The 19,841-nt window shown below is 61.9% G+C and carries 23 protein-coding genes; 14 read left to right on the plus strand and 9 right to left on the minus strand.

Annotation, left to right across the window (positions count from 1 at the left end; all coding sequences use genetic code 11):
• Positions 1–32 precede the first annotated feature (32 nt).
• The 5 genes from SynTAK9802_RS10895 to SynTAK9802_RS10915 all read left to right on the plus strand — a co-directional run bounded on the left by SynTAK9802_RS10895 (position 33) and on the right by SynTAK9802_RS10915 (position 4,305).
• Complete coding sequence (locus tag SynTAK9802_RS10895; protein ID WP_006850467.1) at positions 33–239, plus strand: DUF751 family protein; 207 nt, start codon at positions 33–35, stop codon at positions 237–239.
• Positions 239–661, plus strand: a complete 423-nt coding sequence (rbfA, locus tag SynTAK9802_RS10900; RefSeq protein ID WP_186496214.1) for a 30S ribosome-binding factor RbfA — start codon at positions 239–241, stop codon at positions 659–661. Before SynTAK9802_RS10895 ends, rbfA begins: the two co-directional genes overlap by 1 nt.
• A complete protein-coding gene (locus SynTAK9802_RS10905; protein ID WP_186496216.1) occupies positions 642–2,243 on the plus strand; it encodes a glycoside hydrolase family 3 N-terminal domain-containing protein in 1,602 nt (533 codons plus the stop codon). Before rbfA ends, SynTAK9802_RS10905 begins: the two co-directional genes overlap by 20 nt.
• 65 nt (positions 2,244–2,308) lie before the next feature.
• Positions 2,309–3,511: a glycosyltransferase family 2 protein gene (locus SynTAK9802_RS10910; protein ID WP_186496218.1), complete on the plus strand. Its 1,203-nt coding sequence runs from the start codon at positions 2,309–2,311 to the stop codon at positions 3,509–3,511.
• Positions 3,508–4,305 carry a uroporphyrinogen-III synthase gene (locus SynTAK9802_RS10915; protein WP_186496220.1) on the plus strand — a complete coding sequence of 266 codons (798 nt, stop codon included), beginning with the start codon at positions 3,508–3,510 and terminating at the stop codon, positions 4,303–4,305. The genes SynTAK9802_RS10910 and SynTAK9802_RS10915 overlap by 4 nt, the downstream gene beginning before the upstream one ends.
• On the opposite strand, the gene SynTAK9802_RS10920 is transcribed toward SynTAK9802_RS10915, so the two are convergent.
• Genes SynTAK9802_RS10920 through zds form a run of 3 tightly spaced genes read right to left on the minus strand, consistent with a single transcriptional unit; the run spans position 4,281 to position 6,665 of the window.
• Positions 4,281–4,799: a hypothetical protein gene (locus SynTAK9802_RS10920; RefSeq protein ID WP_186496222.1), complete on the minus strand. Its 519-nt coding sequence runs from the start codon at positions 4,797–4,799 to the stop codon at positions 4,281–4,283. The genes SynTAK9802_RS10915 and SynTAK9802_RS10920 overlap by 25 nt on opposite strands.
• Positions 4,762–5,199 (minus strand): SRPBCC family protein, encoded by a 438-nt coding sequence (locus tag SynTAK9802_RS10925; protein WP_186496224.1) that lies wholly within the window; start codon positions 5,197–5,199, stop codon positions 4,762–4,764. The genes SynTAK9802_RS10920 and SynTAK9802_RS10925 overlap by 38 nt, the downstream gene beginning before the upstream one ends.
• The gene (zds, locus tag SynTAK9802_RS10930) at positions 5,199–6,665 is read right to left on the minus strand and encodes a 9,9'-di-cis-zeta-carotene desaturase (RefSeq protein WP_114987467.1); all 1,467 of its coding nucleotides are present in this window, start codon (positions 6,663–6,665) and stop codon (positions 5,199–5,201) included. Before zds ends, SynTAK9802_RS10925 begins: the two co-directional genes overlap by 1 nt.
• 70 nt (positions 6,666–6,735) lie before the next feature.
• Here zds and SynTAK9802_RS10935 point away from each other — a divergent pair, with 70 nt between their 5' ends.
• From SynTAK9802_RS10935 to SynTAK9802_RS10955, 5 genes are read left to right on the plus strand one after another with little or no spacing between them, the layout of a single operon-like run.
• The gene (locus SynTAK9802_RS10935) at positions 6,736–7,128 is read left to right on the plus strand and encodes an iron-sulfur cluster assembly accessory protein (RefSeq protein WP_186496226.1); all 393 of its coding nucleotides are present in this window, start codon (positions 6,736–6,738) and stop codon (positions 7,126–7,128) included.
• A 49-nt stretch (positions 7,129–7,177) separates the two neighbouring features.
• Entirely contained in the window at positions 7,178–7,597 is a 420-nt protein-coding gene (locus SynTAK9802_RS10940) for a hypothetical protein (RefSeq protein WP_186496228.1), read from the plus strand.
• Between the two features lie 46 nt (positions 7,598–7,643).
• Complete coding sequence (locus tag SynTAK9802_RS10945; protein WP_170951429.1) at positions 7,644–7,811, plus strand: hypothetical protein; 168 nt, start codon at positions 7,644–7,646, stop codon at positions 7,809–7,811.
• Between the two features lie 14 nt (positions 7,812–7,825).
• Positions 7,826–8,998 carry a lipid-A-disaccharide synthase-related protein gene (locus tag SynTAK9802_RS10950; RefSeq protein WP_186498208.1) on the plus strand — a complete coding sequence of 391 codons (1,173 nt, stop codon included), beginning with the start codon at positions 7,826–7,828 and terminating at the stop codon, positions 8,996–8,998.
• Entirely contained in the window at positions 8,995–9,267 is a 273-nt protein-coding gene (locus SynTAK9802_RS10955; RefSeq protein WP_186496230.1) for a hypothetical protein, read from the plus strand. The genes SynTAK9802_RS10950 and SynTAK9802_RS10955 overlap by 4 nt, the downstream gene beginning before the upstream one ends.
• Here SynTAK9802_RS10955 and SynTAK9802_RS10960 read toward each other — a convergent pair.
• Positions 9,215–10,144 (minus strand): TIGR01777 family oxidoreductase, encoded by a 930-nt coding sequence (locus SynTAK9802_RS10960; protein ID WP_186496232.1) that lies wholly within the window; start codon positions 10,142–10,144, stop codon positions 9,215–9,217. The genes SynTAK9802_RS10955 and SynTAK9802_RS10960 overlap by 53 nt on opposite strands.
• A gap of 82 nt (positions 10,145–10,226) precedes the next feature.
• Between SynTAK9802_RS10960 and SynTAK9802_RS10965 the strand changes: the two genes are divergently transcribed.
• On the plus strand, positions 10,227–10,481 hold the full coding sequence (locus SynTAK9802_RS10965; protein WP_186496234.1) for an NAD(P)H-quinone oxidoreductase subunit O: 255 nt from the start codon (positions 10,227–10,229) through the stop codon (positions 10,479–10,481).
• Here the strand turns inward: SynTAK9802_RS10965 and SynTAK9802_RS10970 are convergent.
• From SynTAK9802_RS10970 to SynTAK9802_RS10985, 4 genes are all read right to left on the minus strand, one after another.
• On the minus strand, positions 10,478–12,526 hold the full coding sequence (locus tag SynTAK9802_RS10970) for a 4-amino-4-deoxy-L-arabinose transferase (protein WP_186496236.1): 2,049 nt from the start codon (positions 12,524–12,526) through the stop codon (positions 10,478–10,480). The two genes, SynTAK9802_RS10965 and SynTAK9802_RS10970, sit on opposite strands and share 4 nt — an antisense overlap.
• Positions 12,523–13,191, minus strand: a complete 669-nt coding sequence (locus SynTAK9802_RS10975; protein WP_186496238.1) for a J domain-containing protein — start codon at positions 13,189–13,191, stop codon at positions 12,523–12,525. The genes SynTAK9802_RS10970 and SynTAK9802_RS10975 overlap by 4 nt, the downstream gene beginning before the upstream one ends.
• Positions 13,188–14,156, minus strand: coding sequence for a cysteine synthase A (cysK, locus tag SynTAK9802_RS10980; RefSeq protein WP_186496240.1), 969 nt, complete (start codon positions 14,154–14,156; stop codon positions 13,188–13,190). The genes SynTAK9802_RS10975 and cysK overlap by 4 nt, the downstream gene beginning before the upstream one ends.
• 108 nt (positions 14,157–14,264) lie before the next feature.
• On the minus strand, positions 14,265–15,767 hold the full coding sequence (locus SynTAK9802_RS10985) for an iron uptake porin (RefSeq protein ID WP_186496242.1): 1,503 nt from the start codon (positions 15,765–15,767) through the stop codon (positions 14,265–14,267).
• Between the two features lie 171 nt (positions 15,768–15,938).
• On the opposite strand from SynTAK9802_RS10985, the gene SynTAK9802_RS10990 reads away from it, so the two are divergent.
• Genes SynTAK9802_RS10990 through SynTAK9802_RS11000 form a run of 3 tightly spaced genes read left to right on the plus strand, consistent with a single transcriptional unit; the run spans position 15,939 to position 18,947 of the window.
• Positions 15,939–16,154: a hypothetical protein gene (locus tag SynTAK9802_RS10990; RefSeq protein WP_186496244.1), complete on the plus strand. Its 216-nt coding sequence runs from the start codon at positions 15,939–15,941 to the stop codon at positions 16,152–16,154.
• A 43-nt stretch (positions 16,155–16,197) separates the two neighbouring features.
• Positions 16,198–17,793 (plus strand): glycosyltransferase family 39 protein, encoded by a 1,596-nt coding sequence (locus SynTAK9802_RS10995; protein ID WP_186496246.1) that lies wholly within the window; start codon positions 16,198–16,200, stop codon positions 17,791–17,793.
• A gap of 23 nt (positions 17,794–17,816) precedes the next feature.
• Positions 17,817–18,947: a glycosyltransferase family 2 protein gene (locus SynTAK9802_RS11000; RefSeq protein WP_186496248.1), complete on the plus strand. Its 1,131-nt coding sequence runs from the start codon at positions 17,817–17,819 to the stop codon at positions 18,945–18,947.
• 288 nt (positions 18,948–19,235) lie between these two features.
• On the opposite strand, the gene SynTAK9802_RS11005 is transcribed toward SynTAK9802_RS11000, so the two are convergent.
• A complete protein-coding gene (locus SynTAK9802_RS11005; protein WP_186496250.1) occupies positions 19,236–19,640 on the minus strand; it encodes a DUF2079 domain-containing protein in 405 nt (134 codons plus the stop codon).
• Positions 19,641–19,841: the final 201 nt, after the last annotated feature.

Consider the following 19,841-nt stretch of genomic DNA (forward strand, 5'->3'; position numbering starts at 1 on the left):
GTAGCCAGCAGATTTGCAAGCACGCCAGAACCATGCGGGAGTTTTTCCTCAACGTCTCCCGTTACCCCCGTTACTTGATCGCCTTCACCCTCGGGGTGATGAACTCCGTCGCCGAACCCCTGGCCGCACGCCGGAGCAATCCCGTCACGGCTGTGGCCTTGATCGGCGCCTTGATCAGCGGTGGAATCAGCCTCACCTTGGTGCTGCGTGCCATGGTGAATTCAGCACCGATGGCGTGATGGCACAGGGGCGTCGAGTGGAGAGGGTGGCCGCCCTGATCCGCAAAGAAGTCAGCGAACTGATGATCAACGGCATCCGTGATGAACGGGTGCACCAAGGCATGGTGAGCATCACCGAAGTGGAAGTGTCCGGCGATCTGCAGCACTGCAAGATCTTCGTGAGCGTGTTTGGGGAAGCTCAAGAACGCGACCAGGTGCTCGAGGGGCTTCAAGCTGCCAGCGGCTTCCTGCGGGGAGAACTGGGGCGACGGCTGCAGATGCGACGCGCCCCCGAAGTGGTGTTCCAGCTGGATCGGGGTCTGGAACGCGGCACCTCAGTGCTGGGACTGCTGAATCGCCTCGAAGACGAACGGCAGCAGCGGGGCGAGATTCCACCCGGGAGTGATCAACAGCCAGGCGGCGATGAACAGCCCGCCGGCTAACAGCCTGCGGCGCCGCGTAGCGGAACTGCTGGTGGTGCGGGCCAGTGGTCATCTGAGCGACCAGCAGCGTCGCTACCCGCAGTGGGAGCTTCCAAACAGCGAACTGCAGCGCCTGCTGCGGGACGGTGTTGGTGGCGTGATCCTGCTGGGGGGGAGCGCTGTTGAGCTGCAACAACGCACCAAGCAACTGCAGGGCTGGAGTGAGCAGCGGTTGCTGGTCTGCGCGGACGTTGAAGAAGGCGTTGGCCAGCGCTTCGAAGGGGCCAGCTGGCTGGTGCCGCCCCTGGCCCTCGGGCGACTCCACCAGCGGGAGCCCGAGCTGGCCTTGGAGTTGAGTGAGCGTTATGGCCGCTGCACCGGCGAACAGGCCCGCCGCTGTGGCCTGAACTGGGTGTTAGGGCCGGTGTGCGACGTCAACAACAACCCCGCCAACCCTGTGATCAACGTGCGGGCCTGGGGCGAAGATCCCAACACTGCCAGTGCCCTGGCGGTGGCGTTCCAGCGGGGGCTCAAGCAAGCGGGGGTGCTCGGATGCGCCAAGCACTTTCCCGGCCACGGCGACACCAGCAGCGACTCCCATCTGGACCTGCCGGTGCTGCCCCACAGCCGCGAACGGCTGGAGCAGATCGAACTTCCGCCCTTTCAGGCCGCCATTACCGCCGGTGTGGAGAGCGTGATGACGGCCCATCTGGTGCTGCCGGAATTGGATCCGAAGCAGCCCGCCACCCTCTCCAAAGCCGTGCTCACCGATTTGCTGCGGCGCCAGATGAGGTTCAACGGGCTGGTGGTGACCGATGCCCTTGTGATGGAAGCGATCAGCGCACGGCACGGCGCCGCCGAAGCAGCTGTGCTGGCCTTTGAAGCCGGGACCGACCTGATCCTGATGCCGGCGGATGCGGATGCCGCCATCGATGGTCTCTGCGACGGTTTCAGCAGTGGAAGGCTGTGCCTCGAGCGGTTGGACGAGAGCCTGCAGCGCCGGGCCCATGCGCTGGCATCGATCCCCACCAGCACAGCTTCAGGTCCGATCGTCAGCGCAGACGAGCAAGCCCTTGAGGCTGAGCTGGTGCGCCACAGCATCACGGTCAGCGAAGCAAAGGTTCTTCCACAAGCAGGCATCAACCTGGTGCGCGTGGATGCCATGGTGCCCAGCGCAGCCGCCCTCAGCGGCTGGTCCCCGGCCCTGCGCACTCCTGAAGCACAAGGATTTCGCTCAATCGTGATTCATGGCGAAGGGCTATCGCCCTGGAGCGGCCAAGCGGACGCGCCCCTGGCGATGGACCGCCTCAGCGATGGAGCGGTGCTGCTGCAGCTGTTCCTGCGGGGCAACCCCTTCCGCGCCGGACGGGATGCCCAAGAACCCTGGGCCGCAGCGATCCAGCAACTGATCGCCCTCAACCGGCTGGCTGGGGTCGTGGTCTACGGCAGCCCTTACCTCTGGGACAGCCTGAAGCCGCTGCTGCCCAGCAGCTGCCCTGCCGCCTATTCCGCCGGCCAAATGCAGGAAGCCCAACGCCAGGTGCTCACCGAACTGTTCCCCAGCGCGACGCCGACCGGCAACAGCGGTGCATTCACCGACTGACCACCACCAACCAACCGCACTGGCCAACCGCACTTAACCTCGCGCCAACCCCAAGCCGGCCGGCCATGCTCAGCCTCTCGATGATCGTGCGCGATGAAGAGGCGCGTCTCGGGGAGTGCCTGCGCTCCGTGCAGGGCTTCGCCGACGAGATGGTGGTGGTGGACACCGGCTCCACCGATGCGACGGTGGCCATCGCCGAAGCGGCCGGAGCCCGGGTTGAGCAGATTCCCTGGCCGGGGGACTTCGCCCCAGCCCGCAACCAGGCGCTGGAGTTTCTCAACGGCGACTGGGTGCTGGTGCTGGACGCCGATGAACAACTGCGCCCCGAGGCCATCCCAGCCCTGAAGGCGTTGATGGCCCAGCCCGATGTGCTGGTGATCAACCTGCTGCGTTACGAGGTGGGGGCTGCCATGGCTCCCTATTCCAGCGTCAGCCGTCTCTTCCGCCGCCACCCCTCGATCCGATGGAGCCGGCCGTACCACTCGATGATCGACGACAGCGTTCGCAGCCTGCTGGACGCCGAACCCCAATGGCGCATCGCCGATTGCAGTGAGCCGGCAATCCTCCATGACGGCTACCGACCGGAACTGCTGGCGGGCAGCGACAAGGCCGATCGGCTACGGCAGGCCATGGAGGCTGATCTGCAGGAGCGTCCCGGTGATCCCTACGCCAGCGCCAAGCTCGGGGGGCTGTTGATCAGTGAGGGCAAGAACGAAGATGCCATTCCCTTGCTGGAAAACGGCCTAAAGCAGTGCAGTTCAGCCGGTGCCGAACGGTATGAACTCCTGCTGCACCTGGGATTAGCCCTGACCCCCAGTGATCCCGACAAGGCGGTGAACTGCTACCGACAAGCCCTGGAGATTCCCCTGGACACTCGGGTGAGTCTTGGAGCCCGCCTCAACCTGGCGGCTCGACTGATGGACCAGGGCAACCTGGAGGAAGCGATCAGCCTCACCCAAACCGCCGCCCAGCGGGCACCGGAAGTGGCCCTCGCCTGGTACAACCTGGGGCTGATGCAACGGCGGCGCGGCGACCTCGCCGCGGCCCTTGAGGCGTACGGGCGCGCCCTCAGCCTGGATCCCAACAACGCTGAGTGTCATCAAAACAATGCCGTGGCCCAGTTGTTGGGCGGCAACATCGACGCCGCTCGCAGCAGCTTCATCCGCGCCATCAACCTGCTTCAGGCTCAGGGAAACGCTGACGCTGCTCAGCAGCTGCGCGAAAGGGTGGAGGGGGTGGTGAAACTGGACGGGGAGGCTGTCGCTTGAGCCAGCCGTTGCAAAGCCGAACGGTGGTCGTCACCCGCGCGGCCGACCAACTGGGAGCTGCGCGCCAGCTGCTGGAGCAGCGGGGGGCGACGGTGCTGGATCTCCCTGCCCTGGTGATCGGACCACCCGACCACTGGGGTCCTCTGGATGACGCCCTCGAGGACTTGGAGAGCTTTCACTGGCTGGTGTTCTCCAGTGCCAATGGCGTGCAGGCCGTGGAACAGCGGCTGCAACGCCTTGGCCGTTGCCTGGCCAGACGCCCCGCCAGTCTCAAGATTGCCGCGGTGGGCCGCAAAACGGCGCAGGTGCTGGACGACCTTGGGGCGGCCGCTGATTTCGTGCCACCGAGCTTCGTGGCCGACAGCTTGATCGATCACTTCCCGGTGTCGGGCTGGGGTCTCAAGATGCTCCTTCCACGGGTGCAGAGCGGTGGTCGCACTCTGCTGGCGGACGCTTTCGGTGAAGCCGGGGTGCGGGTGGTGGAAGTGGCGGCCTATGAGTCCGGCTGCCCCGCCACGATGCCGGAGCCCACAGCGACCGCCCTGGAGGGAGGTGACGTTGATGCCATCGCCTTCAGCAGCGGGAAGACAGCGGAGCACACCGCGCAGCTGCTGGAACAGCGCTTCGGCCCAGACTGGGCTGAACGTTTGGAGGGGGTGAAGCTGGTTTCAATCGGCCCCCAGACCAGCCGCAGCTGCCGCCAATACTTCGGCCGGGTGGATGCTGAGGCCGACCCCCACGATCTCGAAGGGTTAGCCGAAGCCTGCGCTCAAGCGATGCAGAAGAGATCCTGAGGCTCATCGTTCAGCGCGAAGCGAATGCAACCGCTCGCCACATCGATGCTGAGCACCGACCATCCAGTCGGCAACAACAGCGGAGCATCCGCACCGCAGCGGCCATCTGCGCCCACACAGATCACACCACTGCCGTTAGGGGTGGTCACGATGGCTCGTTTCTGATCTCCCACCAACAAAACGCCAGTCAGGGCAAGGCCAGTCGTGGGATCCTGAGCATCCGTAGCCTCCACACCAACAAGAGGAGCAAAGGGATCCGCCCGGCCGCCGGGGGCAGCCTGCTGCACCTCTTCAGCCGAAGGCAGAGGGGTCAGGCCTATCGGCGGGGCCTGAACCGCTGAGGTTTCCGGAAGCGGCTCAGGTTTCACTGGAACCGATGGCAGCGCAGTGGTCGTTGGCGTTTCGCCACCACAGCCCCCCACGACCACCAACACGGCAACGGGGGCAAGCCAATGCTTAGCCGCCTGCTTCCACCAGGTCACGGAAACGGTCAAGATTCGCCTGAAGCTCCTTGGTCACGATGCCCCCCAGGATGCTGGGTTCCATAAGCGGTGCCAAGACCCGCGGCAATTCGTAGGTCACGCTCAACTTGACCACAGTGCGGTCTTCGGCTTCGGGGTAAAAGCGAACGGCACCCTTGGTGGGCAGACCACCCACTGATTCCCAGTGCAGTTGCTGGGCTTCAACCCGCTGGGTGATCCGGGCCTTCCAGCTGAAGCGAAAGCCCTGTGCCGCCAAAGTCCAATCGGTGAGATCAGGGTCGTCGAGTGGTTTGACCGACTCAATCCAGCGCATCCAACGGGGCATCGCTTCGAGATCACTCCAGACCTCCCAGACCTTGGCGGCAGGGGCCTGCACCTCGGAGGTGACTGTGTGTTCGAGCCAGCGTCCCATCAGGCCACCGCCGCGTTGGTGGCCAGCTTCACCGGCTGATCGAGGATGGCCGCCGCCGCCAGATGACCGCTCATCGTGGCCCCCTCCATCGAATCGATGTAGTCCTGGCGGGTATAGCTGCCGGCCAGGAAGAAATTACGGATCGGCGTGCGCTGCTCCGGGCGGTAGGGCTCCATACCAGGGGCTTCGCGGTACAACGACTGCGCCAGTTTCACAACGTTGCTCCAGGTGAGCTTGAGATTGCGGGCCGAGGGGAACAGCTCGCGCACTTGACGGTCGGTGTGGGCCACGATCTCATCCACCGACTTGGGAATCCAGGGATCACCAGGGGTGAGCACGCATTGGAGCAAAGAGCCCTCTCCCTGCTTGCGGTAATCCTCCGGACTAGCCAGGGCCAGATCGGCAAAACAGCTGAAATCGGCATCAGCCGTGTACAGCAGGTTGTTGAGCCCCGTGGGTGTCGCCACATCCCTGCGCTGGGCTTCCTGGGCATCTCCCAGCTCGGTCACCCAGCCGTCGTAGCGGAGCTGAACCGTGGCCACGGGTACAGCCTCCAGCTGATGAATCGCCTTGAACTGGGGGTAACGGTTCCAGGCCTCGGGCAGCAGTTTCTGAATCCCGGGCACATCACAGGCGGCCAGGTAAGCGTCAGCCTCAACACGAATGTCTCCTTCGGGCGTTCCCAGCTGCAGGCCAGTGATCTCAGGGGATTCACCCTCGCTGTAGTCCACCTGCTTCACCCGATGACGCAGATGCAACTTGCCTCCACGCTGCTGGATGTAGTCGAGGATCGGACCCGTGAGCCAGCGATGGGGTGATCCCTTCAGCAGATTGAGCTTGGAGGCTTCCGTCTTGGCCGCAAACATCATGAAGATGGTGAGCATGCAGCGGGCGGAGATGGCCTCGCAGTCGATGAAGCCCAGGGCATAAGCAATGGGATTCCACATCCGCCGGATGCTTTCGGGGCTGCCGCCATGGCCGACAAACCAGTCCTGGAAACTGACGGAGTCGAGGGCTCGGATGGTGCGCATCGCCCCCTCGTAGTCCACCAGACCCCGCACGATCGGACTCGTGCCCAGGGCCAGGGCATTGCGCAGCTTGTCGATCCAGCTGAGCTGCGGTGTGGTGAAGAAGGCCTTGAGGCCGTTGAAGGGTGCGCCGATGGGGAAGCGGAAATCCAGCTCCCGCAGATCGCCCCCCTTGTTCACGAACAGGTGTGTGTGCTGCTTCGGCAGAAGGTTCTCGAACGCTCCCACCTTGCGCATCAGAGCAAAGAGGTTGGCGTAATTGAAGAAGAAGACGTGCAACCCCATCTCGATGTGGTTACCGCCCTCATCCACCCAGCTGCCCACCTTGCCGCCCATGAAGGGACGGGCTTCGTAGAGATTCACCTCATGGCCCGCATCCACAAGGTCCACTGCAGCGGAGAGGCCGGCGAGGCCGGAACCAACGATCGCGACCCGCACATGATCTGGTCAACTAAGGCGACTCTATGTATGAGCGTTCATAGAGTGAGAGCACGAGCCTGCGTTGAACATGACTTCCACCCCCGATACCACGCCGGCCCATACCGCCAAAGACGGCAAGGGCATCCTGATCACCGAACCGGCGATGCAGCAGCTGGCCAAGCTGTGTGGCGAACAGGGTGAGAACCAGGTGCTGCGCGTCGGGGTGAGGTCCGGGGGTTGCAGCGGCATGAGCTACACGATGGATTTCGTGCCCGCCTCAGACACCCTCGACGACGACGAGACCTACGAATACATGGCGGCTGACGGTCAGAGCTTCAGGGTGATCTGTGATCCCAAAAGCCTGCTCTACATCTACGGAATGCAGCTGGACTTCAGCACGGCCCTGATCGGTGGTGGCTTCAACTTCACCAACCCCAACGCCAGCCAGACCTGTGGCTGCGGCAGTTCCTTCGCCGTGTGAGCGAAGCCACGTGGGAATCTGAAGGGAGATCACTGCCCTCTCCCTATTGATGGAGACTTCCCAGGACAGCCTGTTTGAGCAGGCCATGGCCCGATATCAGGCTGGCGCCGCGGCCGAAGAGGTTCTCCCTGATTTCGCCCGCATCGTTGAAGCCGCTCCTCGCCAATCGGCGGGCTGGACCTGCCTCGCCTGGCTGCAGCTGCTTTGCAACCAGCCGGATGAGGCGCTGCGCTCGGCACGTTTCGCGGTGAGACTCAACGGCCAGGACCCCCAGGCCAGGATCAACCTGAGCCTGGCGTTGCTGGAAACCCAATCCAAGGGCGTGCGTGACCACATCCAGGTGGTCCAGCAGGTGATGACCCTGGCCCCAGAGGTGTCTGGCGAACTCAAGGCCTCGATCGCCGACGGGCTTGAACGCAAACCCGGCTGGAAGGCCCTCGAGAAAGTGAAAGCCTGGCTTGAGCTCTGATCACAACGGACGTTCTGCCTGACAGCCACTGCCTGACAAACCCTGCATGACAGCCACCTGGACCATCACCCGTCTGCCGTCCCAGGTTCGCGTGCGACCTCCAGCGGATCGTTCGGCTCAATTGCGGCAGGAACGCCTGGCCAGCGAAGCGCGGCGGTTGCAACTGGCCAGGCGCGCCAACGGCATACCGGATCCGAACACCTGGATGTGGTGATGGGCAGCCCGGCAATGGCACGCATCCTGCTGCTGAGCAATGGCCACGGTGAAGACCTCTCCGGCGCCCTCCTGGCCCAGGAGCTTCAGCAGCAGGGCCACAACGTGCAGGCTCTTCCGCTGGTGGGCCTTGGCAGCGCCTACCAAAAAGCCGGCGTGCCGCTGCTGGGACGCAGCCATGAATTCAGCACCGGCGGCATCGGCTACACCAGCCTTCGCGGCCGCCTCACTGAGATCGCCCAAGGGCAAGTGCTGTATCTGCTCCGACGCCTCGTGCGTCTGATGCGGTACCGGCGTCGCTTTGATCTGATCCTGGTGGTGGGAGATGTGATCCCTGTGATCGCGGCATGGCTCAGCCAACGGCCTGTGGCGACCTACCTGGTGGCCTACTCCAGCCACTACGAAGGGACGCTGCGGCTCCCCTGGCCCTGCGCAAACCTGCTGAAAAGCCGCCGCTTCAAAGCGGTGTACAGCCGCGATCAGCGCACCGCCGAGGACCTCAGCAGACAACTGCAACGGCCGGTGACCTTCCTGGGCAATCCGTTCATGGATTCGGTGTTAACAGCGGCCACCCCGCCTCCCAGCAGCACGCCACGCATCGGTCTGCTGCCCGGCAGCCGCCGACCGGAACTGGAACAGAACCTGCAGCTGTTGCTGCGGCTGATCGAGCTGCTGCCCAACACAGTTCGCTGCAACGTGGATCTGGCCTTGGTGCCCACCCTCGATGACGACAGCTTGCGGCGGCTGAGCGAACGATGCGGTTGGCACTTGAAAAACGGCGTGCTGGAGCGTGAGGGGGCCTGGGGGATCAACGTTCGCCGCGGGGCCTTCCGTGCCGTGCTGCAGCACAGCGATCTGGTGATCGGCATGGCAGGTACCGCCATCGAGCAAGCCGTTGGCCTGGCCAAACCGGTGCTGCAGGTGCCGGGCCAGGGGCCTCAATTCACAGCGGCATTCGCAGAAGCCCAACGGCGCCTGCTGGGCCCCACTGTGTTCTGTGCCGACGGAGAGAGTGGCAGCCATGAGGCCTTGGAGGGAACAGCGGCGCTGGCCATGGCTCTACTTGAACGTGCGCGACGGGATCCTGACTTGCAACAGCAATGCCAAGAGGAGGCCAAATGGCGCCTCGGAGACGCTGCTGGTGGAGGCCCGAGAATGGCGGCAGCCATTTGCTCACTGCTTGCATGAGTGCCACGCCTGAACCGGCCTGGAAACGCTGGCTCGACCGCCTGCTGATGATGAACGTGCTGCTGGTGTTCATCGGCGCAGGGGTCTTCGCCGTTGCCGTGGTGCAACAGGGCCAAGGCCATGACTGGCTGATGGACCAGGTTCAGCTGCTGTGGCAACCCCTGTTCGCCCCAGCCATCAGCCTGCTGATCATGGCGGCCCTGGTGAGCGGCATCTTCAGCTGGTGGCAGCGGCGAGTGCTGAAGCCAGATCGGGGTAGCGGAAGCTGAATTTCAGGCCGTCAAGCCGCTCCGAAGCAACCTGCTGGCCCTCCAACACCACCTTGGCGCCGTCCCCAAGAAGCACCTGAAGCACTGGAGCAGGCACTGGCAACAAACTCGGACGGCCCAGGCTGCGCCCCAGCTGCTTGCAGAAGGCCGTCATCGAGACGGGCTCAGGAGCCACGGCATTGATCACGCCACTCCAGCTCTCGTCGATGAGGGATTGAAGGATCAGGGCGCAGAGGTCACTGCGGTGGATCCAGCTCATCCACTGCCGGCCACTGCCGATCGGACCGCCAAACCCTGTGCGGAAAACCGGCAGCATTTTTCCGAGTGCGCCGCCGTCGGCTGCCAGCACAATGCCGATCCGCAGGGTGACCTGCCGTACAGCGGAAGGCACCGCCTCAGCCGCCGCTTCCCAGCGCTCACACAAGCTCGCAAGGAAGTCGTCACCAGGAGTGCTCGATTCAAGAAAACGCTTGTCCAGGCTGGAGCCGTAGAAGCCGATGGCGGAGGCATTCACCAGCACCTTCGGTGGCGTTGCACAGGCCTCGATCGCCTTCACCAACTGAGAGGTCGTTTCCAGACGGCTGGTTTCAAGCAGCTGCCGGTGGGTCGGGGTCCAACGCTTCTCGGCAATCGGTTCCCCCGCCAGGTTGACCACCGCATCGGCCTGGTTCAGGGCATCCAACAGGCCGGCATCGGCCCAGGTGCTGCTGCTGGCGGGGTCGAACTGCATCCAGATCAGTCGCCCATCCGCCCGTTCAGTGTCGTAGCCGCGGGCCAAGCGGCGGCTGACCACCGTGAGCTGGTGCCCAGCCTGAAGCAGGAGCGGCAGGAGCTCACGGCCAACAAAACCTGTGCAGCCAAACAGCAACAGACGCATGAAAGCGGGGGTGGTGCGGCTGGGAGGCTAAGGGGGTTCGTGGGCGATTGGTTTTAGCCTGGTGCCATCACCTTCCCCTGTCATGGCCGAATCCGACGCCGCTGCCCCCACCAAGGCCAAGCCTGCTTCGCTGCGCAAAGGTGCCTTGGTCAAGGTGAACAGAGCCGCCTACAGCTCCAGCCTTGAGGCTGGCGCCAGCGATCCCACAGCACCCGACTACATCTTTGAAGGTCCCGGCGAGCTGCTGGTGGTGAAGGGGGACTACGGCCAGGTGCGCTGGAACCGCCCGGTTCCCGATGTATGGCTGCGAATGGATCAGCTGGAAGCCTGCTCTTAATCCAGATCATTTTTGGAGGCAGGCTCCAGGGCCTCCTCCACGGCTGTGACGGCCGCTGGAACTGACGTCATGGCGGCGGGGATGCGCCAAACAGCACCGGAGAGCACGCCGCTGAGATCCCCCAGCGCCGCCAGCACAGGATTCGAAACGCCGGCCCCATCCGCAGCGGCGGCGGCCTGCCAGGGGTCCCACCCCGCCAGAATGACCACACTGCGGTAGGCCGCTGGCCAAGGGTTATCGGGCAACAGCCGTTGAAGGACCTCGAACTGCTCCGCTGCCTGCGCCGGGCGGTTTTCCAGCACCGCCAGCAGCGCAAGGGTCCAACGCGGTTGCACAGCATCGGGATCCTGCGCCAAGGCCTCCAAGGCCTCAGAACGCACCGGCTCCCGATAGCTGAAATGGCCATCGAGCATGTGTTCCTGCCCCACCACAGCGAACACCGGATCCAGCCCCACCGGCCCTGCCGCGAGGCCAGCGGCGAGGCCGGGGAAACTCTCCGCAAAGGATGGGCTCTCAGTCGGATGCGTCGCGCGGCGGCGCCAAAGGGAATAACTCCCGCCATTGGGACGCTCGAACTGCTGCACCATCTCGAATACACCACTGTTTCGCACCGCTTGATCAAGCAGAAGCGCCGCTTTGCGCACCGATCCCTGGTTTCCTTCAGCCAATACAACCCACTCTGCTCGGGCTAACACAGGCTCAGTGTCCTGAGGGCTGACTCCAAGCTGACGTCCAACGGTCTGTCCCCCCCCGCGACGGCCATAAAAGCTGATGTTGTGCTGGTTGAGATCAGGGGTACTGGGCACCACGATCAGGGTGGAGGGAGGCGTGCTCGGATCAGCACCGCCGGCAGCCTGCACAACAGCCTTGACGGGCCCTCTGGAGCGATTTTCAAAACGATGCAGCTGATGAGTCCAGCCCGCCGGAACACAAGCAAGCAGCCCGACACCGAACATGGGCCAAATCAACCAAGGCCACTTGGCCTTCAACCAGTGGCCCCACTGCCACCAACCCCGCGCCAACAACAAAACAAGCGACGGGAGCAACGGCGTGATGTAGCGAGCATCTTTATTTGGACTCAGGGAGGTAAGCACCCAGGCCGCCACCAGATTGATTACGAGCCAGCGCCAGGACCAGGCGTGATCGATGGAGGGCTGCTGGCGCTGCCAACACCAGAGCAGCAGCCCTGACACCCCCAGCACCAGAACCACCGGCCCCATCTGTTCGGGCAAGTGATTTGGGTACCACAGCCAACTGGCCAGACTGAGCCCACCGGGATCCCCTTCCCGGGCCGCAGACTCGAACACGGCCCGGTTTGTGCCGCCGATGCTTGTAATCCAGTTGTGATGCAACCAGGGGCCAATCAGTACCGCCATGAGCAGGGGCAGCAGCAGGGCCTGCCGCAACCAGGAACCACCCCGCCGCAGCGCGATTCCTGCGGACCAAAGTCCCGCAGGAATAAGCACCAGCAAGGCGCTCTGCTTCACCAACACCGCAGCGATAGCAGCCAGAGTGCAACCCCAGGCTTGCCCCCAGTGGCCTCCACTCTTGGGATCGCCCCAGACCCCGAGACGCCAGATCGCCAAGCTGCAAGTAGCCACCAGCGCCATCTCCAGCACGTAATCCGTACGCAACTCAAGAAAAGCCGGCGTCAGCGCCGCCAACAGGCAGGCGGTCAGGGCCAGTCCATCGCCCTGCAGCCGCCGTCCCCAGCCCGCCATCGTCACCAGGAGCAAGCCATGCCAGAGGCTCAAGCTCCAGGCCGCTTGCTCCGGGGCATCACCACTCAGAGCCATCACGCTGCCGTTCACCAGCGATGCCAAGGGCGGAATCTTCGGTGACAAGTCCAGCAAGGCTTGCCACCCCTGCCAACTGCCACCGGGCAGCAATCCCAAGGCGCGGCCGTGATCCATGGCGCTATTGAGGTAGTCGGCCTGATCCCAGGCGGGGACGCCGGTCTGCAGCGTCCACCACAGCCGATCAACCACAGTTGAGAGCACCCAGATCAGGCCAACCGAAGCCCAGAAACGCCAACGCTGTTTCACACGATCTCCAAGCGACGCCGTTCATCTTGGAGCCGCTTGCGTCGCTGCTTGGCCTCCCGAAGCATCTCGCGACCATCGTGGAGGTAGCTGTCCACGTAGCCCATGGTGTACCGCTCCAGTTCGGCCAGAGCGTCCTCCACTTCGGAAAGACAGTGATACAGGCTCAGGCCAAAACCACGGGCCGAAGCCGGCGTGGACAACGACTGAAAGAGTTGCTTGACCTTGTCCATCCGGCGTCCGCTCACCTCGAGATAACGGCAGAACGCTTCCATCAGCTCATCGTCGTAGGGATCTGCCGACAATGCCTTGAGTTGCTTAGGGAAGGGATTGATCACCTCACCGAGCATGCGGTCGATCGGGGCGTAGACCCTCCGCAGCCACTCCACCAGGGCATCATCCGCGGCAACGGCTCGATCGTGGGCACGGCTGGCACGGCGCAACTCTGTCGGGGATGCCGCCCGGCCCGAATGGGGCCGCGTGCGATCAAAGGCCTTCCGGCGCTCGGCATCTCCGAGAACTTCCCAGGCGGCATTGAGGGCCAGCATCTGCTGGTCGTCGCCACCTGCATCGGGATGGTGCTGCTTCACCAGCTGCCGGTAAGCCGCCTTGATCTCAGCGTTGCTGGCGCTGTTGCTGACACCGAGCACCGTGTAGGGATCGCTCACAGTTGACCATCCCTCCGGGCGGGAAGCTGCGACGCAGCACTGAACATCGGGGTGGAGAGGTAGCGCTCGCCATAACTAGCCAGCATGACCACAAGGCGTTTACCCGCCATGGCGGGGTCTTGACCCACCCTAAGGGCCGCTGCCATGGCTGCTCCACTGCTGATGCCGCAAAGCAGACCTTCCTCACGGGCTAAGCGACGGCCCACTTGCATCGCCTCCTCATCGCTCACAGTGAGGATCGAATCGATCCGGTCCACCTCCAGCACCGCAGGGACAAAACCAGCCCCGATCCCCTGGATGCGATGGGCCCCAGAGGGCTTTCCGGAAAGCACAGCACTAGCTTCGGGCTCAACGGCAATCACCTGAAGCTGCGGCTGGCGAGCTTTCAACAAACGGGCACAACCGGTGATGGTGCCGCCAGTGCCTACCCCCGCAACAAAAGCATCGATCTGACCCTCGGTATCGCGCCAGATCTCCTCAGCCGTGGTGCGTTCATGCACGGCTGGATTGGCGGGGTTATCAAACTGCTGAAGCAAATAGGTGTTGGGAGTCTCATCCACCAAGTCCTTCGCCAGCGATATCGCCCCATTCATGCCCTGAGCACCGTCGGTGAGCTGCAACTCGGCTCCATAAGCCCGCAACATCGCGCGACGCTCTGTGCTCATCGTGTCCGGCATAGTGAGAATCAGCCGGTACCCACGGGCCGCCGCCACCATCGCCAAGGCGATCCCAGTGTTGCCGCTGGTGGGCTCCACCAGGACTGTTCGGCCAGGGACAATCGTGCCGGCTTGTTCGGCCTCAAGCACCATTGCGCTGGCTATGCGGTCCTTCACCGAGGCGGATGGATTGAAGCTCTCCAACTTGGCCAGGATCTCGGCCTGGCAGCCGCAGGCCTGGGGCAATCGATTCAGCCGCACGAGGGGCGTGCCACCGATCAAGGCTGTGATGTCAGGAGCAATGCTCATAGCTGCAGCTTGCCCGCAGAACGACCATAAAAAAAGCCCTCCGCAGAGGGAGGGCTCGGACGTGTGTATGAGGAAGGTTGTTCTGAAGGCCCAACCGAGGTTGGGCCTTCAGAACTTGAAGACAGTTTGAACGACGCCACCAAAGACTTCGTCGTTACTTGCGCCTTGAACTTGCTCGGGGATGTAGAAGATCGCGGGGACAACAGTGATGTTGTTGGCAACCTTCATCTTCAGAGAAGCTTCCCAGGAAAGATCGGGAGCATCCGTCCCACCGTCGGTGTCGTACTGAGGCACACCAAAGCCAAAGTTAAAGGTGTGGCGAGTGTTAGCGACCTTGGCCCATGTCAGGCCAACCATCCAGTTAGCAGTGTCGAGGTCGGCAGATCCATTCTCGATGGAGCTCCAGCCATAACCTGCACTAATAGCAGGAATGAAACCTGTCTCAGAAGGCTTCCAGAACCCGTTCACAGCATAGTTTTGGCTGTAGACGTCGTTGGTGCTGGAGCAGCTGTAAGAACTGCTGACGTAACCACCGCCTTGACCAGCAGAACACTGGCCATAGCGATAGGCCAAAGCACCACCCCACTTCTTGTTGCCGTAACCAACTTGAACAGTGGTGTTAGCCCCTTGATCGCCAAAAACTCCACCAGATGCGCCATCAGACTGGTTGGCGTGCTCTTCCTCTACCAAATAGTTGGCAGCAACGGTGAAACGAGGCTCACCCTTAGCAACCTTCTGCTTCCAGATAACACCGGCCAGAGCACCAGTCTCTTTGTTGTGAACGTTCTGCGTGCCCCACTGACCACCAAAGAAGTTCAGGGTCTTGGTCGTGTAAGCCGTTGGCTTTATTCCAAGTGACTCAGTGTTACGAGCCATAGGACCAGCTACGACGGTGAATTCATCACCGACAGGGAACTTGTAGTACAAGCGATCGAGCTCGAGGGTGCTGCCATCAGGGCCAGCGGTATCAAGCTTGGTCAGCCCTTCAGCAAAGACCTCGTTATCCATGTTTCCAACACGGAGACGGGTAAATAGAAGATCCTTACCAGTGAAGGAAGTCTTCAGGCCAATACGAGTGTCGTACTGGGCAACGAGCCCTTCGCCGGTTCCAGCTTTGGGACGATTAGTCCCTTCGAAATCAACACCACCCACAATGAAGGTGCTCTTACCCTTCAGCTTGGTGGTGGTGGAGAACTGGGTTGCTTCCAGTTCGCCAACCTTGGCTTCGAGGCCGTCAACGCGACCCTTGAGGATGGCCAGCTCGGTTTCGAACTCAGCCATCAGGCGACGCAGCTCGTCGGTCACTTCAGTGACGCGGTCGAGGCAAGCGTTCAGCAGGGCAGCCGCTTCGTAGCGGGTCATGGCACGGTTGCCACGGAAGGTGCCGTTGGGGTAGCCGGCAACGCAGCCGTAGGTCTCAACCAGACCAGCCAGAGCCTGATAAGCCCAGTCGGTGGGATAGACGTCAGAGAATTGGGTGACGCTGGTGACCTGATCAGCGGAAGCCGCGTAATCAGAAACACCGTTGATGTTCAGCTCGGCGGCATTGACGCCTGTGGCCAGAAGGCCGAGGGCGGCGGGAGCCACCAGCAGTTGCTGGAAAAGCTTCATTGAATTCCTCACACAGGAAAAGTGGCGACAAAACGCCACATGAAATTGTGTAGGGCAGTCAATCGATGTCAAACCCTGAATGTGCCGGTCGGTACATCGACATGTATCGATGGCGACAGTTTTCGCGCCTACAAGGATTCCCAAAAACGATGCCCCCATCCGGAAACCCGGATGGGGGCTCTCGCCGGGCCCGCTTTTGCCGCGGAACCGGATGATCAGTCAGAAGGCACCGTTCAGCCGGCGTTCTCCGCGATCAGCGGACCCTGCGTCAGACAACTGGAAATCATGGAAACCTCCTCCAAAAGGATTGTGAACGCCGGCAACGCCTTCGGAATGACGAATACCTCCCGAAGGAAGCAATCACCCTTCCACGCTGCTGCATCCTGAACAAACGGACCATACTCAGTTTTTGTTGTGATGAGGGGCACCCATGCGCTCCGACTCAGCTCCTGACGCAGCCCCCTGGATCCCATTGGCTGGTCTCGGATTAGCGGCCGCCGTCCTGGCCCTAATCGGCCTGGGCGATCTACCTCTGCGGGACTTCGATGAAGCCACCGTCGCCAGGGTGGCCCTCGAACTACGTCACGGGCTCGGGGAAGCACCGTTAATGCCGACCCTTTGGGAACAGCCTTACCTCAACAAGGCTCCCGGTCTGCACAGCCTGATCGCCCTCGTGATCAGCACAACAACAAGACCCGACCAGCTCCCCTCGGAGTGGACGGTCCGCCTGGCGCCGGCATTGCTGTCGAGCCTGGTGGTGCCGCTTGGAGGCTGGCTGCAATGGATGCTGCGCCCGGGGGATCGTTCCAGCGCCCTCGCCACAAGCTTGATCCTGCTCACGCTGCTGCCGGTGGCCCGGCACGGACGTCTGGCCATGCTGGATGGCACCCAACTGACGGCCATGGCTTTGCTTTGGCTGGCCCTGCTACAGCTCAATCGCAGCCGATGCAGCGCACTCTGGGGAGCCATTGCTGGTCTGATGGCCAGCGCCATGCTGCTGCTCAAGGCTCCGCTGCTGGTGCCCGTGGTGGTGGCTGGCGGCTTGGCACTGGTCTGGGGTCGGGAATGGAAAACCTGGAACAACCACGCAGCAGCCTTTGGAGGGATGCTGCTGGGCCTGGCACCGGGGGTCGGCTGGCATCTCTGGCATGCCCATATCCGCGGGAGCCAGGCGCTCTGGCTGTGGGGCGGAGATGGCGCCGGTCGGGTTCTTCTGGATGCTGGCGAAGGCAGTGATCTGGGCTGGCGGGTCCCGGTGATCGAAGTTCTGGAGGGGGGCTGGCCCTGGCTGCCGCTAGCGCCCTTCGCATTGATCTGGGCCTGGCGATGCCGTAACAGCCGGTGGGGGCGATGGTCCTTGGCCTGCCTGCTCACCATGGCCGGGGCCATTCTTCCGCTGCGTACCCAGCTGCCTTGGTACAGCCACCCGCTCTGGTTGCCACTCGCCATGCTTTCCGCTCCGCTGCTGGCCTGGCTGGTAGGGCAACCCACTCTTTGGAAGAGTGCACCTGAAAACCCAGCCCCCTACAACCGCTGGCTGCTGTTTCAGCTTCCCTTGTTCTGGTGCGGACTCGGACTAATGCTCTTGCTGCTGAGTCTGACTAGCTTCAGCAAGATCGGAAGCAGCTTGGCGCCTTATCGCGACCTAACTGCTGTGCTTGGTCTCGGCTGGTGTGTCGGCGGATGGTGGCTGCGCTCAACTGATCCACAACGACGCCGCATCGGAGTGATCAGCCTCAGCTGCGGCAATGTGGCGGCGCTGGCCCTGCTATTCCACTCCCCTATGTGGTTGTGGGAACTCAACGAAACCTGGCCAGTTCAACCAGTAGCAGCTTTAGCCAGAGCGAACCCCGGGAAGGGGATCAGTCTCAAGGGTTACGACGAACGTCCCAGCCTTAACTGGTATGCAGAACAACGCATTCCGCGCTTCAAAGACGGCCCAGGTCGGCATCTAAGCGACAAAGTCCAGGAAGACTGCAGCATCGAAGGCCGAGCGGGGCGATGGACCCTTGCCATCTGTCGGTAATCTGAGCCTGACTGGAGCACACTGTGTCGTCCATAAATGAACGTGAAGGGCCGACAAGCCAAAGCGGCCTGTCCATCGTGCTGCCCACATTCAATGAGGGTGGTTCCATCCGCCAGGTAATCGAATCCCTGCTGCAGCTGGGGACAGATCTTCCGCTTGAAATCCTTGTCGTTGATGACGATTCCCGCGATGGCACCCCTGATCTGGTTCGAGCCCTGGCCCGCCAGAACCCCAGGATCAGGATCATCCAACGGGTGGGACGCTCTGGACTAGCAAGCGCCATCAAAGAAGGCCTGATCGCAGCCCTCTATTCCACCGCAGTGGTGATGGACAGCGATGGCCAGCATGAACCTGCCTCAGTTGGCGAGGCCGTACAGCTGCTAGATCGAGAGGGACTGGACCTGGTGGCGGGAAGCCGCTTCCTCGACCACTCCGAAATCCGAGGCCTCAGCAATCGACGCACCGATGGCTCCACCCTCGCCAACCGTCTTGCCCGTTGGAGTCTTCCAAGTTCCTACCGGCACCTGTCCGATTGCATGAGCGGCTTCATCGTGCTGCGCCTCAACCGCTGCCTTCCGCTGGTGCGTCAAGTGGACGTGAACGGCTTCAAATTTTTTTATGAGCTCCTGGCCATCAGCGGCGGCCGCCTGCAAGTGGGAGAAATTCCGCTTCGCTTTCAGCCGCGGCTGCATGGCAGCTCCAAACTCGATATGGCCGTTCTTTGGGACTTCGTCGTATCTCTAATTCACACTGCAACCCTGAGACTGTTGCCCCGGCGGGCCATCAGCTTCGGGCTAGTTGGCGCTTCTGGCGTAGCGGTTCAGCTGCTATCGACAGCACTGCTAATGGGCCTGCTCAAGCTGGGATTTCAGCAAGCACTTCCAGTGGCCGTCATCACAGCCGCAAGCTCGAACTATCTAATTAACAATGCCCTCACCTTTCGCGACCGACGTCAACGGGGAATGAGACTGGTCCGGGGCTTGCTGAAGTTCTTGCTGGTGACTTCGCTTCCAGCACTTGCAAACATCGGACTTGCAACCAGTTTTTACAAGCTTGTCCAAGCGAATACCCTATGGGCCCAGTTGGCAGGCATTGTCGTTGTGTACATCTGGAACTATGCGGCCTCATCCCGATTTGTCTGGAACAGCCCCTAAGCAGGCATAGTTGTCCATCAGCCGGGGAAGCCTGCTTTGGTTAGTGAACATCTGGATTGCAGGTGCTCGATGTTTACCGCTCAAGGCAGACCAGTACTGCAGCAGTCACAAGACATTGTTTCAACTCCTGGAGCAAACAATGATCGAGGAGTTGGCCTTATTGCAATGCATGCCGTTAGCTTCTGCATCGCTGGTCACATGTTTGATAAGCCGTCCCACCCGGCTGCGACTGACGTGAATAAGCTTTCCGCCGGCTTCTATTGGAACGTTCGGTGCAGGCAACACGATTCACTCGTACTGATCGATTGGCCCATAGTCCCTCTCGATTTGACGAATCGTTAAACGACCAGCCATATGAGGGACATAGTTGCGCATAGCTAGAACCGATACTACATCTAGGATCATATGTTTTGCCTGCTGGAAGTGAATCGCCTCCTGCATGCGGGGCAGGTAGCGAGTGCTGTAGTAGCCGATTCGGCCGTAGGCAAGAAATGCGGTTGTACCGAGCAGTGCCGTAATGGCCACAATGCGTTTGCCGTTTAGCCGCATTGATGTTGGAGCTGCACCGATGAAATCGATACAACCGGCGATCAGAAAAGCCAGGATTCCAACGGAGTAGTGGTGACTTAGCTCACGCTGGATACCTGAGGCTAAGATCAAATTGGTAAAACAGGTCGGGCTAGCTCCTAGCAATGCTGGCTAAGAATTCAGCCGCAACAAGGCAAGGAAAGGGAGCGATAATCCGATCGTATATAGCAAGATCGATTCCGGGGACGCTTCACAAAAGACCGTCCATGGCTTGGAGAGCAAAGTGGTGATGATCTCCAGCTTGATGCCACCGAGATAGCCCAAACGAAGATTTATGTAATTACCCCTGCAGAGGCCATCTCCGTG

The organism is Synechococcus sp. TAK9802, assembly GCF_014279535.1.
In the GTDB taxonomy this organism is placed as follows: Bacteria; Cyanobacteriota; Cyanobacteriia; order PCC-6307; family Cyanobiaceae; genus Parasynechococcus.